At 40.2% G+C, this 16,619-nt stretch carries 18 protein-coding genes; 12 read left to right on the forward strand and 6 right to left on the reverse strand.

What is annotated here, in order from left to right; all coding sequences use genetic code 11:
• Window positions 1–23 precede the first annotated feature (23 nt).
• The 6 genes from ACQ2HE_RS03790 to ACQ2HE_RS03815 all read left to right on the forward strand — a co-directional run bounded on the left by ACQ2HE_RS03790 (window position 24) and on the right by ACQ2HE_RS03815 (window position 4,698).
• Window positions 24–857 (forward strand): hypothetical protein, encoded by an 834-nt coding sequence (locus tag ACQ2HE_RS03790; protein WP_430901481.1) that lies wholly within the window; start codon window positions 24–26, stop codon window positions 855–857.
• A gap of 12 nt (window positions 858–869) precedes the next feature.
• Window positions 870–1,982: a hypothetical protein gene (locus ACQ2HE_RS03795; RefSeq protein ID WP_430901483.1), complete on the forward strand. Its 1,113-nt coding sequence runs from the start codon at window positions 870–872 to the stop codon at window positions 1,980–1,982.
• Window positions 1,983–2,342: 360 nt separating this feature from the next.
• Entirely contained in the window at window positions 2,343–2,840 is a 498-nt protein-coding gene (locus ACQ2HE_RS03800) for a DUF1648 domain-containing protein (protein ID WP_430901485.1), read from the forward strand.
• 70 nt (window positions 2,841–2,910) lie between these two features.
• On the forward strand, window positions 2,911–3,690 hold the full coding sequence (locus ACQ2HE_RS03805) for a sulfite exporter TauE/SafE family protein (protein WP_430901487.1): 780 nt from the start codon (window positions 2,911–2,913) through the stop codon (window positions 3,688–3,690).
• 61 nt (window positions 3,691–3,751) lie between these two features.
• Complete coding sequence (locus tag ACQ2HE_RS03810) at window positions 3,752–4,342, forward strand: hypothetical protein (RefSeq protein ID WP_430901489.1); 591 nt, start codon at window positions 3,752–3,754, stop codon at window positions 4,340–4,342.
• 32 nt (window positions 4,343–4,374) lie between these two features.
• A complete protein-coding gene (locus tag ACQ2HE_RS03815; protein WP_430901491.1) occupies window positions 4,375–4,698 on the forward strand; it encodes a hypothetical protein in 324 nt (107 codons plus the stop codon).
• Between the two features lie 78 nt (window positions 4,699–4,776).
• Here the strand turns inward: ACQ2HE_RS03815 and ACQ2HE_RS03820 are convergent, their stop codons facing one another.
• Window positions 4,777–5,874: a ligand-binding sensor domain-containing protein gene (locus tag ACQ2HE_RS03820; RefSeq protein WP_430901493.1), complete on the reverse strand. Its 1,098-nt coding sequence runs from the start codon at window positions 5,872–5,874 to the stop codon at window positions 4,777–4,779.
• A gap of 133 nt (window positions 5,875–6,007) precedes the next feature.
• On the opposite strand from ACQ2HE_RS03820, the gene ACQ2HE_RS03825 reads away from it, so the two are divergent.
• Complete coding sequence (locus tag ACQ2HE_RS03825; protein WP_430901495.1) at window positions 6,008–7,012, forward strand: winged helix-turn-helix domain-containing protein; 1,005 nt, start codon at window positions 6,008–6,010, stop codon at window positions 7,010–7,012.
• 835 nt (window positions 7,013–7,847) lie between these two features.
• Here the strand turns inward: ACQ2HE_RS03825 and ACQ2HE_RS03830 are convergent.
• The 5 genes from ACQ2HE_RS03830 to ACQ2HE_RS03850 form a co-directional block, all read right to left on the reverse strand.
• Window positions 7,848–8,579: a sulfite exporter TauE/SafE family protein gene (locus tag ACQ2HE_RS03830; RefSeq protein ID WP_430901497.1), complete on the reverse strand. Its 732-nt coding sequence runs from the start codon at window positions 8,577–8,579 to the stop codon at window positions 7,848–7,850.
• An 83-nt stretch (window positions 8,580–8,662) separates the two neighbouring features.
• Entirely contained in the window at window positions 8,663–9,700 is a 1,038-nt protein-coding gene (locus ACQ2HE_RS03835; RefSeq protein WP_430901499.1) for a sugar phosphate isomerase/epimerase family protein, read from the reverse strand.
• Window positions 9,701–9,777: 77 nt separating this feature from the next.
• Window positions 9,778–10,173 (reverse strand): VOC family protein, encoded by a 396-nt coding sequence (locus tag ACQ2HE_RS03840; RefSeq protein ID WP_430901501.1) that lies wholly within the window; start codon window positions 10,171–10,173, stop codon window positions 9,778–9,780.
• Between the two features lie 14 nt (window positions 10,174–10,187).
• A complete protein-coding gene (locus ACQ2HE_RS03845) occupies window positions 10,188–10,718 on the reverse strand; it encodes a DUF6169 family protein (protein ID WP_430901503.1) in 531 nt (176 codons plus the stop codon).
• A gap of 319 nt (window positions 10,719–11,037) precedes the next feature.
• Window positions 11,038–11,736, reverse strand: a complete 699-nt coding sequence (locus ACQ2HE_RS03850) for a type 1 glutamine amidotransferase (RefSeq protein ID WP_430901505.1) — start codon at window positions 11,734–11,736, stop codon at window positions 11,038–11,040.
• Window positions 11,737–12,306: 570 nt separating this feature from the next.
• On the opposite strand from ACQ2HE_RS03850, the gene ACQ2HE_RS03855 reads away from it, so the two are divergent.
• The 5 genes from ACQ2HE_RS03855 to ACQ2HE_RS03875 all read left to right on the forward strand — a co-directional run bounded on the left by ACQ2HE_RS03855 (window position 12,307) and on the right by ACQ2HE_RS03875 (window position 16,618).
• Window positions 12,307–13,416 carry a pyridoxal phosphate-dependent aminotransferase gene (locus tag ACQ2HE_RS03855; protein ID WP_430901507.1) on the forward strand — a complete coding sequence of 370 codons (1,110 nt, stop codon included), beginning with the start codon at window positions 12,307–12,309 and terminating at the stop codon, window positions 13,414–13,416.
• A gap of 496 nt (window positions 13,417–13,912) precedes the next feature.
• A complete protein-coding gene (locus tag ACQ2HE_RS03860; protein WP_430901509.1) occupies window positions 13,913–14,851 on the forward strand; it encodes an alpha/beta hydrolase in 939 nt (312 codons plus the stop codon).
• Window positions 14,852–14,856: 5 nt separating this feature from the next.
• Window positions 14,857–15,258, forward strand: a complete 402-nt coding sequence (locus ACQ2HE_RS03865; RefSeq protein ID WP_430901511.1) for a VOC family protein — start codon at window positions 14,857–14,859, stop codon at window positions 15,256–15,258.
• Window positions 15,259–15,307: 49 nt separating this feature from the next.
• Window positions 15,308–15,949 carry a hypothetical protein gene (locus ACQ2HE_RS03870; protein ID WP_430901513.1) on the forward strand — a complete coding sequence of 214 codons (642 nt, stop codon included), beginning with the start codon at window positions 15,308–15,310 and terminating at the stop codon, window positions 15,947–15,949.
• Window positions 15,950–16,279: 330 nt separating this feature from the next.
• Window positions 16,280–16,618, forward strand: a complete 339-nt coding sequence (locus ACQ2HE_RS03875) for a hypothetical protein (protein ID WP_430901515.1) — start codon at window positions 16,280–16,282, stop codon at window positions 16,616–16,618.
• Window position 16,619 lies beyond the last annotated feature (1 nt).

A 16,619-nucleotide genomic window follows, 5' to 3' on the forward strand; every position in this document is an offset into this window, starting at 1 on the left:
TAGTCTTTAAACTGAAACAAACTATGGGATTCAATGTATCAGGAATAGCAATTAATGGTAATTTTCAAGGAAGAGAAGAACAACTGTGGGAGGCACTCGGCTTCAATGTGGTTTTTGAAAAAGAGATTTATTTTGAAGAAGCATCTTCTAATTGGAAAGACGATGTGCTTTGCGATGTTTATTTTACTGAACGGGGAACACTGATCTTTCTTAGTATGGACCGTTGTATCGAAGGCTATTCTATACCCGATCAACAATGCTTCACTTTTGCTTTGTCTGAAACTTCAATGGCCTTTAATTTTGAATATGCGGAAGGCTCAAAGGTTTTAAGAAGATTTATGGAAGTGAATGGTGAGGAGTTGAGTGCTGAGGGAACACCATTGGAGGTTGAACTGAATACTTCAGATAGCGCTGATAAGATATGGAAGCAAATAGAAGTAGTTCTTGGTGCTTCTTTTTGGTCAATTGATCCTGCTGCAAAAGCATATTGCTATCAGTTTAAAGCGAAAGAGGCAGCACCCGTTCCTGCACCAGTTGTATCAGTCGTTTCCCAGACCTCCAAAAGCGAAGATTTTGAAATGCTCAGTTCTGAAGAGAATTTAGCAATGTTGTTAAAAACGATGGATGAAAAGAAAGATCAAAAGTTTCGTTTTGGTAAGTTCTCTTTGATGTTTTTTCAGCAAGAAGATTTTAATGAAATTGAGCTCAATAAATTGAAAGCGCATCCTAGTTTCTTCAGAATTGAACGATTTAAAAATTTTTCCAAAGGTCCTGTTTATATTGTCACAATGAAGACCAAAAACATGGGTTTCTTGAAGTCTATCATTGATTTACTGCGATCAAAAAATAACCGTTAAACCAGCACCAACATGTCAAAAAAATTGATGCCAAATTTAAAGCCTTCGGGTTACAGAAAAGACGTGGAATTTTTCTATAAGAGATCTATTATGGATGACCCTGAAGCTCCTGTTGTAGCCGTTGGATATGATTTTGGAGAAGGAGTGGAATACCAATCGGCTAATAGCAAGGAGGAATACGATGCAGGCTTTCCAAAAGCCTGGGATGAAGCACTATTGAATTTGAAAGAAGTGGCTGTAAATGTGGAGCATCAGGAATATGAAGGAGTGAAACTAGCATTTGTATCGGGTCATGAATACGCTGCTGAAAAAATATTGGACATGGATTTCATGAGGGAAGTGGTTTCTAATTTAGGATTCCATACTGCAATGGTAGGTATACCCTTTAAAGGACTGATGATTGTAACCGATGCCAATTCATCGCTACGCTTTAAGTTTCCTAATGTGATAAAGCAATATTATGAGAATCCGCAATCGCCAGCTATTAGTCCGAATGTGTTCATGATTCAAGATGGAGATATTTTAGGAATGGGTGGAGAGAAGGTTGGAGAAGGATCTGAAAATAGCACCGGGGGTAATTTTTTGATAAGTGAATCGAGCGAGCACAACTATAGCATTAAATGCAATGCATCTTCACCTGAAGAAATTTTAGAAGTGGTGAATGCTACATACAATCAGATTTTATTGGGTATCATGGCGAAAAAGGAGTTTGGTGGCTATATTGATTACCGAATGGAGTCTGCTAAACCATTGAGTCCAGCTTTGATGGACAAGTGCTTGAGTGTGGCGAAGCAAATTGAGGAAAATGAAATGGCACAATTGATGGCCGAGGCAACTGCAAAGAATAGAGTAAGTGTGCGATTCTTCTACAACGGAAATCAAATTGCGGGGGAAACAACTGCGGTCAAAGAAGATCCTGTATTGGTTCCCGATTACAATAGGTTTACCGAACAAGATTTGAATGACGAGTTCTTTGCCTTACTGAAGATTCCGGGCGCTGCAACTAGTGTGGAAGCCTTAACAAAAATGACGGCTCTGATGAAAGAATATGAATCGAGGGGTTTGGCAATGCCCGATCCTAAGAATCCACCTAAAAGTAAGAAGTGGTGGGAGTTTTGGAAGTGAGGGGGTGAGAAAAGGAAGAGGAAATACAAAAAAGAAGAGGGGGAGTATAGGAGGGAGGAGGGAAGATGGAAGATAGAGGAAGGGAGGAAAGGCGGAGAGACTGCCAGCGCTGCGAAAACGCTGCGATCGCTGCGCCGCTGCGGTAAAAGAACAATTAATTACGAGACTGATATAATTTCAGCTCTAATCTGTGAATCTGTTTTAACTGGTGGTATCTGTGGTAAAAACTAAGAAGAAGAAAATCTTTGCGAAACCTTAGCGGCCTTGGCGGTCTCTGCGGTGAAGTGCCAAGCAGCGAAGCTGTACAAAACTCAATAACTAAAAACTCAGCACTTGATCTAAAGGAGAATACTCTCAACCATGCAAAATAGACCCATCATTAAACACTCTTCCTCGAATTTTGATCGAATACTACAACTCATTTCTTACGCATTCTTTGCATTGCTATGGGGAGCAACCCTCTATGCATGGTACAGCTTACCCGATACCATTCCAGTCCATTTTAATTTCAAAGGAGAAGTTGATAGACAGGGATCGAAGAACAATATGTTGATTTTACCCTTGCTTGGCAGCTTTATTTTTATCATTATAAGCTTGCTTGTTCGTTACCCGCACAAATTCAATTATACAGTACCCATAACAGAAGAAAATGCAGCAAAGCAATATGCCAATGCCATACTTATGATGCGTTGGTTATTGGCGGCAGTAATGATCATTCTTTTTAGTTTGGTATTGGGTACGATTTTGATTGTTCAAAAAATTGATATCAATATCAGTTATTTATTGTTACCACTTATTCTTGGACTCCTTTCTTTGCCAATGCTTATATTCATTATACGTTCCTTTAAGTTGAAGTGAAAAGTTAACTACTGATTTGCGTGGTTCCTCTTGCTCATATTGTATCTTTGTGGTTTCAAATCAACTCTATATGCTACTTATTGGAATGGCCATTGTGGGTATTGTGGCGGGGATTATGTCAGGATTGTTTGGCATAGGTGGAGGTATTGTGATTGTACCAACGCTGGTTGCATTGCTGGGCATGGATTTGTTAACTGCCAATGCCACTTCTCTAGCAGCGATGTTATTGCCGGTGGGTATTCTAGGGGTAATCAATTATTACAAAGCCGGGTTGATCAATATCAAAGAATCACTGCTTATTTCAATTGGATTATTTGGTGGTTCTTATTTAGGGGCCGAATTGGCGCTTCATGTGGAGGTTCATTTGTTAGCAAAATTCTATGCGCTTTTTTTATTGTATGTAGCTGTAAGTTATTTAGACCTTCCCTCTTATTTTAAAAAGAAACAAGAAACGCCAGCCACCATTGAAACTAAAGAAAGGAAGCAGTTCAATGTATTTCAATTCATTTTGCTTGGATTAGCAGCGGGTATTATTGCAGGTATGTTTGGAAAGGGCGGAGGACTGGTGATAGTGCCGGTTCTAATTAAGTTTTTCCAATACGAACCCAAATCAGCCACTGCCACTTCTTTGGCCGCACTTCAATTACCTGTAGGTTTACCGAGTGTAATAGTATATGCGAATGATGGGCACTTAAATTTGACCTATGCAGCGCTAATGGCAGCGGGAATTGTAGTAGGAGTGTTCTTCGGATCCAAATTTGCCATTAAGTTAGAAGTGAAAACTTTTAAAAAGATTTACGCCGTTTTTTTGGCAATGGTAGCGGTGTACATGGTGATCAAATATTTGTAACACTTTGTGTTCTCTTCGCAGAACCTTATTTTTGTGCTACACTTAAAATCAATCCTATCAAATGAATCGAATCCTGCTGCTTTTGAGTATTGTGATCTTTTCTTCTTTCACTTCGAAACCCAAGAGCTATCAAGACGCTCTAAATCAACTCTTTTTTGGTATTCAAATGAATTACGCCTCTCCAACTTTTGTTGGCGACTTCAAAAAGCATCCCCTGCTTTGGTATGAACAACCGGTGGTAAAAAGAAGTTTGGAGGCTACGGTAGCGATGAATGATCCGGAAGCTACTTCGGTTACCTATGAGTTCAAAATGAAAGAAGATCCCATTTCAACGATCAAAGCCACGGCAGGTAAAATTGAATTGTCTGTTGCGTCTTTTAATAAAAAGGAAAAGATCATTGGTTTGAACTGGCAGATGAGTGTAGAAACTGCCGCAGAAGCACAAGAATTTTATAAAGCTTTGGTAGAGCATTTTGGCGACTACTGTGAAATCACCAGCAGAGAGAAAGAAGCTGATGAGCTACAATCCGCCGTTTTTATTTCTAAAGAAACTGCACCTGAAGGAATGAAACAACTTTCTGTTTTGATCACGAAGTCTATCAATGGAACCGGCTATGATATTTTTATCGTTCCGGGCAGCAGTTTTGTATAATTGACTACCTTGTAGGAACAAATTTCTCTTACTTGGTTGCAATTCGAATCATCTCTATTTTTCTAGCCTTGTTTTGTGGGGTACTCACCGTCGGTTTTTACCGAGAGTGGTTTCATGTGGGTATCGATGGTGGCATTACTGCTTATCCTTGGGGTCAAATAGCCGATAATCCTTGGTACTATTCCACGCCGCAAGTATATGCCAAGTATCAATTACTCTGCGCGGGAATCTTTTCCGTGTATCTGCTGTTTTGGTTTCACGCATTCTATACCTATAACAACCTAAGAATCAAGTGGTCGGTGGTTTTAGGAATCGTTTTGATATTCCTGCAGTATTTCTCAGGGAAAGTTGCGTGAATGAATGATCTATTGCTGCCCTCTTGGTCATAATCGCAAGGGAATTTATTCATGATCGTTATTCATCAACAGCTTTGCTTAGCAACCTTCCATTCTTCGAATATTTACAATTACCCCATTGTCTAATCGAAACAAGCCTCCTGAAAAGCCCAACCAGATGTTTCCATTGGCATCTTCTAAAATCGACTGCACATGGTTTTTGGTAACTCCTTTGGTTTCTTTGTAATTCGTGAAGCTGGTTCCATTGTATTTACTAACGCCACCACCTAAACTAGTAAACCACAGGTTACCGGTTCGGTCTTCATAGATGCTCCAAATTGAAGAATGACAAAGCCCCTGTTCCACACCAATACGAGTGTACTTTCCATGGCTATAGTTTGTGACACCTGCATCTTCCGAAGCGAACCAAATTGCTCCCTTGCGATCTTGAACAATATTGGTTACCCTATCAGAGGCCAGCCCTTCTTCTTTTCCAATATGTTGAATCGTGTTCCCATCATACTTGTAAGCCCCCGATCCGTCGGTTCCAAACCAGATAGCTCCATCCTGATCTTCCATAATAGACCAAACCAAATTCCTGCTGACAAGTGGTTGAACGGTCGATTTTGCTAATGGTAATTCGAATTTGGTGAATTTCGTTCCGTCAAATTTCAAAACACCACCGGCTGTACCTAGCCAGAAGATTCCCTTGCGGTCAACCTTCATACTCCATATTTCATCGTAGGCGGGTCCCAAGTTGGCACTGAAGCGAGTGTAACTATGCTTAATGTACTTCGTGATTCCATTGTTGGTGGCAAACCACATGGCCTGGTTACTGTCTTCCCAAATGGCTCGAACAGTAGAACCACTGAGTCCTCTTTCTAAAGAGAAGTATTCAAATTCATTGCCTCTCATTTTTACCACCCCATCGCTATTGGTTCCTAGCCAAAAAGATCCGGTTTTGTCCTGAAAAATGGTTCGAATGTATTTGCTCACTTGCCTTGGGTCGGTTGGTTTTTTCCACTTCTGATCGAGAATATTATCGAACCAAAGCGCCGATTTTGATGGTACATGTACTTGTGAAAATGCTACTGCGGGTAGATCCTTATCCATGGCAGTTGAGCTTGTTTTTGAACTGTCTTGGCCATTGCAAGCACAAGTAAGACCTATCATCAAAAGAGCAATAAAGTGTTTCATGACATTCATTTAGATTTCGAAAATACGTTAGGGATCCATCAGTAAGGGTAAAAGCTGTGTAAATTCCCCTGTAAAACGGTGTAAATTCTTCTTTACATCAGCACTTTACAAATTGTTGGGCGTAATTTTAAGCATGAATTGGAAAAGGCCCCTTGTCATCAGCACCATCGTAATTTTGTTAGCTCTTTTGGGCTTTGCATCCAAGGAGGGTAAGGGATCGGAATTTGACGAAGCAAAAGACTTGATTATAATGCGCCAAATTGCGCACAAAGTGCTTCGTAGTGCCGGTGACAGTACCACAAGAATTCTCAGTGTCAGCAAACTCGAGGACGGCAAATTTGAAATTCCTTTTCAAACCAGTTTCTCATTTACCCCCGATTCATTGGTGAAAACCATTGATCAAGTAATTCGGGAGAATCATTTACCGGGCAACTATGTTGTGAATGTAGTAGAAGAAGCTTCCCAAAAAGTAGTGTTTGGGTATGCCATTTTCGAAAACAAGCAAAACGATATCATCCCTTGTACGGGTCGCGAACAACCTTCAAGAAAATACCTCATTACACTTCAATTTGAAGAAAAAAAGACTCAATGGGTGCCTTTTTTAGTCGTATTGGTAGGGGCCCTTGGCATTTGGTTATTAGTACGAAAAACTGCGAGCGCTTCGAAGCAAGAACAGGAGGTCAAAATACCGTCTTCAGAGCAGATCAAAGAGAGTGCTAGTACTACAGCCCCCATTTATAACGAGCTAGAAGTGAACGAACAAAGCACTTCTTCAAACAACGATCAACCGGAAAATAATGGTACACCTGCCGAAGCCATTGGAACCGAAATTGCTATCGGTAATTATATTTTTGAAATAGACAAGGCACAGTTGCGAATCAATGAAAGTAGTATAGAACTGACTGAAAAAGAAGCCAGGGTATTGAGTATTCTTGCTCGGCATTTGAATGAATTGGTAGATCGCAATCGACTCCAAAAAGAAATATGGGAAGATGAAGGTGTGATTGTTGGACGCAGTCTTGACGTATTCATTTCCCGATTGAGGAAAAAGCTGGAACTAGATCCTAAGGTGAAAATTAATAGTATACCGAAGAAAGGGTATGTGTTGCAAGTGTTAGAATATAATAACGAGGTTTAGTGGGAAGAATTGGAGATTGGGAATTGTGGTATTGAAATGAAGGGCCTTAAGCATTTTATAGCAAACTAGTTAATGAGCGATAGCACTACATAACAGTATCATCTTTTAGCCAAGCGTATCCTCCAACCGATATTTTGAGTGGGTCCCACGAGGTCCCTGAGTATCCCGAAGGGATTATCGAAGGGCCGATGTGGGGGCCACGAAAAATATCGAATGTTTAATAAAAAATACGGCGTCATTCCGAACGACTGAGTTTGCAAAGCAAACGAAGGAGAGAGGAACCTCAAAGCGTGTTTTATAGAAATAATCCGATTTCGAAGCATTCGCGCCTCATGCTATTAAGTTTTAAGTAATTGAGTTGTTGAGTTTTTAAAGTTCTTGAGTTATCGCACTAGAGTCGCGTGGATCTAATGTTCACGCAACAATGCAAAAACACCAATTCAAACCTGTGTCTTGTGCGAAGCCCCAAAACTTAATAACTCAAAAACTCACAAATGAGTTTAGTGAAAAAAATATTTTCAAAGGCGCCTCTTCTCTAACAACCCGTTTTGAGGTCCCTCTCTCGCTGCGACTGCTTCGCAGCCTCGCTCGATCGGGATGACGGGTTTGGGGTTAAAGAACCCAGATTTCTCGCACCCTTCTCCAGGCCTGTGGCCTTTCGAAGCATGCTCGAAATGGCTTCGAACATCGTTTTCGGCAGCGATGGACGAATGGTACTTTAAAAAGTGCAATGATTGTAGCCACATCATTAGTTTAATAGCAGAACTGTTTCGAGCGAAACTTTCTTCTCATTGATTACATCAAACTCATCTAAAAACCTAAAAACCAATCATGTTTAGTTCTTATAGAAATATGTACTTACTTGCACAATGGTTGTAATGATAATCAGTGCCAACACGATATATCGAAAGAGTTTTTCGGAGGTTTGTTGCAAGATCAGTTTCCCTAGATAACTCCCTACCAAGCTCACTCCAATCAATGCCGGTATCAATACAATGTATTGTTTAGAAAAATATCCATTTGAAACGTATACTACCGCTCTGCTCGCATCTACGCCCAAGTCTATTAAAGCAGAAGTGGCGATAAAAATATCTTTGGGGAGTCCAAATGCCGCTAAAGTCAGTCCTCTTATGGCGCCTCCGGTTCCTATTAGTCCTGCTAGCAATCCCGATCCCACGCCGCTCCAATACAAGTTGGCATTCGAGCGTTTTATTTGTTTTTGGGTATTTATTAGAAGGTACACTGATAGTGCGATCAGTGTAATATTCATGATGATTTCAATTTCTTTTGTAGGAATTATAGTAGTGAGGTAGGCTCCAATGATCACAAAGATCACTGCCGGTATTCCTAGTTTCAGGGCAATATTTTTATCAATGCCTTTCTTGAACAAAAAGATCTTCGATAAGTTACTGAACACATGAAACACAGCGGTAATACCCAATACGGTTTTAAAGTCAAAAAACAAGGATGCAATGGGCACGAAGAGAATCGACGATCCGAAGCCGGATACCGTTCCGATGATCTCAGCGATCATGGCGAGGATGATAAAGAGGGCGTAGTTGTCCATTTTAAATAAAGAGGGAAGAGGGAGGATGGAAGATGGAGGATCGCGGTATCAATTCCTCTTTCTTCTATCCTCGCTCCTCCTTCCTATGCCAGCGCTTTCTTACAATATTCCAAACACTTCTTCACTTCCGCAATTGGAGTTGAACCTTGCGGTACTTGGTATTCCAATTCAATGGTTGCGGGAAATTTGTATTTCTGATCTCTGATGAGTTGCAATGCTTCCACAATTGGTGTGTCGCCGCTTCCCCAAACTAAATTGCCTTTTCCATGTTCGGGTGTTTGACGGTCTTTCGTGTGCATACTGTAAATATGATCATGTTTGGCACGTAAAATATCCAGCGGGTTTTTATTTCCGGCAGCAATATAATGCCCGAAGTCGAGGTTCAATCCGTTTGATTTCGACTGATTGATAGCAGTATCCCAAAGTGTAGGTGTTTCTTGTTCGTGACCATGGTAACCCACTTTCATTCCAATTTTTTCACCCAATTTTCCCAAGCGAAGGGTATGTGCATCATTCGAAGGATGTTCGAGTGTAACATGAGAAGCACCTAATAATTTAGCAGCCTTCATTCCGTATTCAATTTCTGCGTCGGTAGCATCCATTCCAAACACATCCGGTTTGAAAGCGTAGATTTTTACTCCGGCAGCTTCGTACATTTTTTTCATTTCGCTGAATTTATTCATGGGAGCGGTTAAGCGCCATTGATTCATAGCAGCTTTGTGCTCTTTCATTTTCGCATCAATTTCAGCGAGTTGCTTTTTCTCGTCGTCGTTCATTTCTTCTTTACGGTATCTTTTTACCAGTAATGGGAAAGCCGCTTTAAAATCGACCGGATTCTTTGGTGCTCCCGCAAAAGATTCTGCAGGATCGCCCATTAATTCAATAGCGGTAATGCCCGTTTCTTTGATATAACTTAACATAGCTTCGGCGCTTTGATCGGGGAGATCACGAAATGAATAAGTGATCAGTCCAATTTGAACTCCATTGATCAAGGAGGCTTTCGACTTTAAATCGGTAATAATAGTGGGGCCCGCAAAGAGCTTATTGGCTCCCAATACGGTACCGCCGAGAAGTAATGCGCCTGTTCCAAGGAACTGGCGACGTGAAGACTGTTTTTTCATATTGCTTGCTTTGTGTACCCCAAGCTAAGAAATATGATTGATACTGCGATTGATCTTGTGATAAAAGGTGTGTGATTTTACTCAGCCGTTACTTCAATTCTATTGCCGTCGGGATCCAAGGTAACGAACTCATAATAGCCATCGCCTGTGGTTCTTGGTCCATCTAATATAGGAAAGCCTGCCGCTTTTAGCTCGATAGCTTTCGCATTCACTTGATCCTTTGTTCCTATACAAAAGGCCAAGTGAATGATTCCTAAATGTTGCAATGATGCTGTATCGTTTAAGTTAGGCGGAATATCCGGTCTGTACATGATTTCAAGACGTGCACCCGAATCAAAGCTTAGAAAATAACTCTCGAATTGTTTTGTTTCATTGCGGTATTTTTCATTAGGAACAGCACCAAAATAGGTTGAATAGTATTCTTTTAACCGTTCTAAATTGGAGGTCCATATCGCAACGTGTTCTAGATTCATGTATGAAATGTAACTTATTTATTTTGGAAAAGTTGTGATTTGAAGGTTAGAAATTCTTCTTGTATCCGTTCATTTTGCGGGTTGTTTATTGGAAGAATTAGGCTCAGGTCCTCATAATTTTTAGTATTCACTTGTTCATCATAATATACAATCTCTTCGTCTAACTTAACAAACAAATTGTAAAAATCTGATCTTCTATACCAGAGATCAAAGCATTTTGCTCTTTTGAGGTTCTTATTATCGTCATTACCACAGAAAAAGAGCAAGTAATGATCTTGGCCGCGTATACTAAAAAATTGATGTATTATGCTCAGTATGGTGTTTCTGACTTTTAGATCAATTGGTTCTATTTTCCTCTCATTAGGAGAGAGTTTAGTAAAACCGAAAAAATAGCAAGACCGGTACAGATTTGAATCTGTATTGATGTTTGTAAAATATTCTTGGCAAGGGTAGAAGTAAACCCTGTACTGAGTGTTTGTTACTGTAGTGAATGTTGCAACAATAATGTTCGCTTCTTGTTTAAAGTCGAACGGGTAATGTTTCAACTAACTATAAATTACATACTAGATTTTTTATTGAACTTGACTCTAAGTGTAGTTAGTTTATTTTCTGGCTGTGCAAAATGCTTCTGCATGAGAGATTTACGCTCCTTGAGCGTTTTCAGCATTTCAGTTGCTTTTTTATCAGCTGATGATATGATAATTTTAGACTTCATCTATGCTGTAAAGATAATTTATGTTTTTGATGTTTATTCTATATCGAAATAACGATGATTGTATTTTACAAAGCTAAATTTCAATGAATTTGTAAATCAATCATTTGCAATCGAAATGCTATCAAATAACGTTGTTAATCTTGTTCGTTTTACTGTTTCGAAAATTCGTCAAGTAAAATAAAAAACTCTTGGCGTATCGTAGCATACGAATCAGCAAATGCCAATATCTGATGCGATGATTGCACAAACTTATCTTCTTTTAATTCATCCAAACCGTGTGCTACCATGGCTGCAACTAAAGCCGAGTCTACCTCCGGATGAAATTGAATGCCGAGAATAGAGCTTCCCATAGAGAAAGCTTGATGTTTGCATTGTTCTGTACTTGCCAGCAGTTTGGCGTTGGTTGGCAAGTCGAAGGTGTCGCCATGCCAATGGAAAAAAGGAACTTGATATGTAAAATGAGCGAAAGGATTGTTGATTTCTTCACTATTGATATTTACGGAAAACCAGCCAATTTCTTTGGTATGATGAGGGTATACCTTCGCTCCTAGCGCCGAAGCAATCAGTTGAGAGCCCAAGCAAATTCCTAGTAGTATTTTTTCTGCGTCAATTGCTGCACGAATGAATGCTTTTTCAGCTTTCATCCAAGGAAGTTGTTCTTCTTCGTATACGGCCATGGGTCCACCCATCACTATCAGCCAATCGAATGAATGTAATGATGGCCATTCCTTAATGGTGCTAGCCAGCATGGTTTGGAAAGAATGGCCATTTATTTGTGCCCACAACGCTATAGTACCAGGGCCTTCAAACGAAACATGTTGGATGCAAATAATACGCAATTGTTTCATAACCCAATGTTACGAAACAATTGCATGGTATGTTTGAATCTTACTTCTTTTTCGTGAGGCTAAAAGTTCCATTGAGAATAAAAGAGGGAGGAAGGAAAAGAAAGAACAGGAGGAGGAACAGGGGGGATAATTAATAATTAAGAATTAATAATTAATAATGGAACAGCCGGAATACAGAACCACGGAGGCTCGGAGGCACGGGGATTCGCTGCGTTACCGTTGCGTTCGCTGCGCCGCTGCGGTGAAAAGAAATTAATAATTAAGAAGTAATAATTAATAATGAACAGCGGAGTACAGGAACGAGGATAAGAGGAAACGTGGAGCGAGGAAATACAGAGAAAGAAGGGGGAAGAAAGACAGAACCACGAAGGTGTAGAGGCACGGGGATTCGCTGCGGTGAAAAAATTAGAGAAAATGAAAATCACTTCGCGACTCCTTAGCGCTCTCTGCGAACTTTGCGGTGAACAAACACCCGCTTATTTTAAATTTCCCTACTGTTCCGAATTTTCTTAACTTCCCTTTCTGCGAGTGCTTTCCATTCTATTCTTTCAACACTAAAATCTAGCTATTATGGAATCGAACAGACGTTCATGGCTCAAACAACTTGGTCTGGGCATTGCCGGTATTGGCCTCACTCAATTGGAATCGGTTGCTGCCCCATTTGAAAAACATCGAATACTCGACGACTCCCTTCTCAATTTTCCCGTTCGTTTGAATGCCAATGAGAATCCTTTTGGTCCCGGTCCAAAAGCACGTGAAGCATTGATCAAAAATGCTGTTGTTTCCAATCGTTATAATTTGCCTCAAGCAAAAACTTTAGTCGAAAAAATAGCCGAAGCGCAAAGTGTAGCAGCAGAGAATGTTCTCTTGGGCGCGGGCTCTACCGAGATATTGGACGTAACGGGTCGTTATGCAGCACTTAGTAAAGGTTCATTGGTATTGGGCGATCCAACTTTTGGATTCTGGACAGAAACCGCCGAGCGCCTTGGATTAAAACGCATCAAGGTTCCACTGACTGCTGATAAAAAATTGGATCTTCCCGCAATGTTGAAAGCCATGACACCGGATACCAAATTGGTGTATTTGTGCAATCCCAATAATCCAACTGGAACGCTCAATACAAGAGCCGATTTAGAAGCGTTCATCACGGAAGCCTCCAAGACTGCTATGGTATTGATCGATGAAGCTTATATCGAATTCACCAATGAAAAATCTTTTGTGGGTTGGATCAATAGCAATAAAAACATCATCGTTGCTAAAACCTTCTCGAAGGTATACGGTATGGCAGGTGCTCGTTTAGGATATGCCATTGCACATAAAGACACGATCAAAGCTCTGTCTGGTGTACAGTCGTGGCCAAACGGCAACAATAGTATAGCAACAGTAGCGGCAGGATTAGCGGCGCTAACTGATCCAACATTTGTAAAAGACTATGTAGCATTGAATGAAAAGGCGAGAACATTTACTTACAATTCTTTGACCGCAATGGGCTTGAAAGTCATTCCTTCTTACACCAACTTCTTGTATTTCTCTCTTGAAGGTTATAAGAAAGATTATTATAAAGTTTTGGAGCAAAACAAGATCATGGGCCGCGAAATTTTTGAACAAAATGGAAAGTGGACGAGAATTTCAATCGGAACCATGGCTGAGATGGAGTATTATGCGAAGGCGTTGGGTTAATTAATAATTAATAAGTAATAATTAATAATGGAACAGCCGGAGCACGGGAGCGAGGATTAGAGGAAACGAAGAAGGAGGAAATACTGAGAGCCTGCCAGCGCTGCGTTTCCGCTGCGAGCGCTGCGCCGCTGCGGTTAAAAGAAATTAATAATTAATAATTGAACAGCCGGTGAGATCAAGAAAGAACAGGGGGAGGAACAGGGGGTAATACAGGAGCGAGGATTAGAGGAAGCGAGGAACGAGGAAGAGTGCGGAGAAAGTAGAAGGGGGAAAATAGGGGGAATGTGGAGTTTAAGAAATTATCCTGTACATCCTGATCGCAGTTAGGTTGATTAACATTCGGGTTCTAATCTGTGGGAATCTGTTTTAATTCGTGTTATCTGTGGTCAAAAGAAGAAGTTTGCTACGGCCTCTCTTTGTGCTACTTCTATCCCTTCTTCACCTTTGCGAATTATAAGCAGCGAAGCTGCGCAAAACTTAATTTGAATAATGCTATATGAAAAACTGGATCGTACTCATTTGTTTACTTTATTGTAACTGCATTTTTGCGCAGGATAGTTTATTCCATGAGTCTGATATTGAGTTACCTACCGCAACCGGAGTCATCAAAGGAACGCTAACGGTTCCAAAGGAATTTAAAAAAGGCCCCGTGATTTTATTCATTGCAGGAAGCGGGCCTACTGACAGAGATGGCAATAGCGGCATGATGAAATCGGAGGGAACCAAAATGCTTGCGCATCAGTTAGCCGAGAAAGGAATCGCAAGTGTTCGATACGATAAGCGAGGAGTGGCGGCTAGTTTTGCAGCAGGAAAAAAGGAACAAGACCTGCGCTTTGAAGACTATGTTCAAGACGCCATTGATTGGATACGACTCTTGAAAACCCATTCCGAATTTAATTCCATTACAATTGTAGGACACAGCGAAGGTTCTTTGATTGGAATGATTGCAGCTCCCAAAGCCGATAAATACATTTCTGTTGCTGGTGTTGGTCAATCGGCAGATAAAACACTCAAAGAACAATTAGCGGCTCAACCACCAATGGTGAAAGATCCCTCGTATGCTATTTTGGATAGTTTGAAAGCCGGTAAAACGGTAGACAGTGTAAAGCCATTCTTGTATTCGCTTTTCAGACCAAGTGTTCAACCTTATATGATTTCTTGGTTTAAATACGAACCTCAAGAATTGATCAAGCAGTTAAAAGTTCCTATTTTAATAATTCAAGGTACTAACGATATACAAGTAACTGTTGCTGATGCAAACCGATTGCATGAAGCCAATCCGTCTTCTCAATTGGTACTGATAGAAAATATGAACCATATTTTTAGAGATGTTGTGGGCGACCGAGCCGCCAACCTAAAAACATATGGCGATTTCAAACTTCCTATCAACCCAAAGCTAGCAGAGACAATCGCTCAGTTCATCTTTAAAAAATAATAGTAATGCATGCCTTTTTTGCTCCGCAGTTAAAAATACCTAAGGGTACCACCGATATTAGTTTTTATGAGAAAGGGTTAAATGCGAAAGAGATATTCAGGTTTTGTAATGATGATGGCTCTGTTCATGTAGCCGAGTTTGAACTGGGAGAAGGTATTTTTCATGTTCACGAAATAATGAGTGATGCTTTTCATAGTCCGCTTCATACAAATTCAACTTCTGTAATTATAGGGTTGTTCGTAGAAGATGTTCCCGCTGTAATAGCGCAAGCGGTTCTGGCAGGAGCCACCTTAATTTCTCCAAGTACTGACTACGATTACGGTTATCGCCAAGGAGAATTTCAAGATCCGTTTGGACATCGATGGCAGATACAAAAGAAAATTGCAATAGTAGATAAGATGGAATGAGCAGCAAATCAGGATCAAGTATTGTCTAAATAATAGACAAAGAACTGCCATGAAACACATTACTGCTTTTGCCTTTTTTCTACTTCCATTCTTAACAGTTGCTGCTCAATCTGTTAAGCCGGAATTTCGGATAGCGCTTGGTGTTCAACAGACGAGTTTGTACAGCGAGCCCTTTTATTCAAATGAGGCGGCTACCGTTACCATTACCGGTCAAAAGGCATTGATCTTACCGGATATCATGACCTCTGTGAAATTCCCTTCTAAACAAAGCGCAGTGGCACCATTTCTTGGACTTGGATTTAATCGTAAAGGAACGGAAGTATCCGGTTTTGACATTTCTTACGACCCATTACAATCTTTCAAGAAAAAAGCTATTGCTTCTTACTTGTCGGTATTTGTAGGTGCAGAATGGACGGTATTGAAACACCGTGAGGGTTCTTTCTTAATATCGCAAGCCTTGGTTTCTGAGTTACCAATTAATGCGGCTGCCATCTACAGGAAATTAGCATTTAGTAGTAGAACTCAATTAGTGTTTGAATTTCCATCTACCAATAAAGTCAATTTTTCAATTATCCCTTTTTTCCAAACTGCTATCTCTTCTTACAGTGAAGAGAAATACGAATTAAGATCGGATACAAAAGCATACCGACCTTTTTCGTTTGGTTTGTCGGTGGCCTGTTCCTTCAGATAAAGTTTTAAGTTTTGAGTTATTAAGTTCTTCGCAGCTTCGCTGCTTGTGATTCGCAAAGGTTTTTGAAGTAAAAGAAGGTACACAAAGAGTGGCTATAGCAAACTTCCTCTTTTGACCACAGATGCCAAATTAATGCTTACAGAACAAGCGAACTTTTTTAGTTTCATACTTTAATCTGTGTTAATTGTATTTACAAATCTGAGGAATCTGTGGTTTAAAAAGCAGCCAACTCTATCTTAGAATTCTTCTCGTTTTCTCACTCTCCCAATTCGAGTAAATTTAAATATCTTCATTTTATTTTGTATTGATTCAACAATTGAATCTAAAAACATGGATACTGTCAACAGGAAAATAGAAGAACTCCACCACATCGTGCGAAAGGGCATTGAAGACGGTTTGACCAATGAAGAAATTGAACAAAAGCTTTCCTCCTATAATTTAGAGCCCTATTATAGGCAGCAGTTGATCCAAAACATTCAGAATGAAAAATGGGATCGGAAGCAGTTTTGGAGAACGCTGATAGCGGGTGTTTTTGTAATGGGAGCCGGAATTGCGTGCACCTTGCTTTCGTATTTCTCTACCTGGAGTGGAGGTTACTTGGTACTTTGGGGGCTTATTGTAAGTGGAGTTGTACTCATTATTAGAGCAATTGTATACTATCGTAAATAGA

It is taken from the genome of Endoryza foliicola (assembly GCF_050589245.1).
GTDB classification, from domain to species: Bacteria; Bacteroidota; Bacteroidia; order Chitinophagales; family Chitinophagaceae; genus Endoryza; species Endoryza foliicola.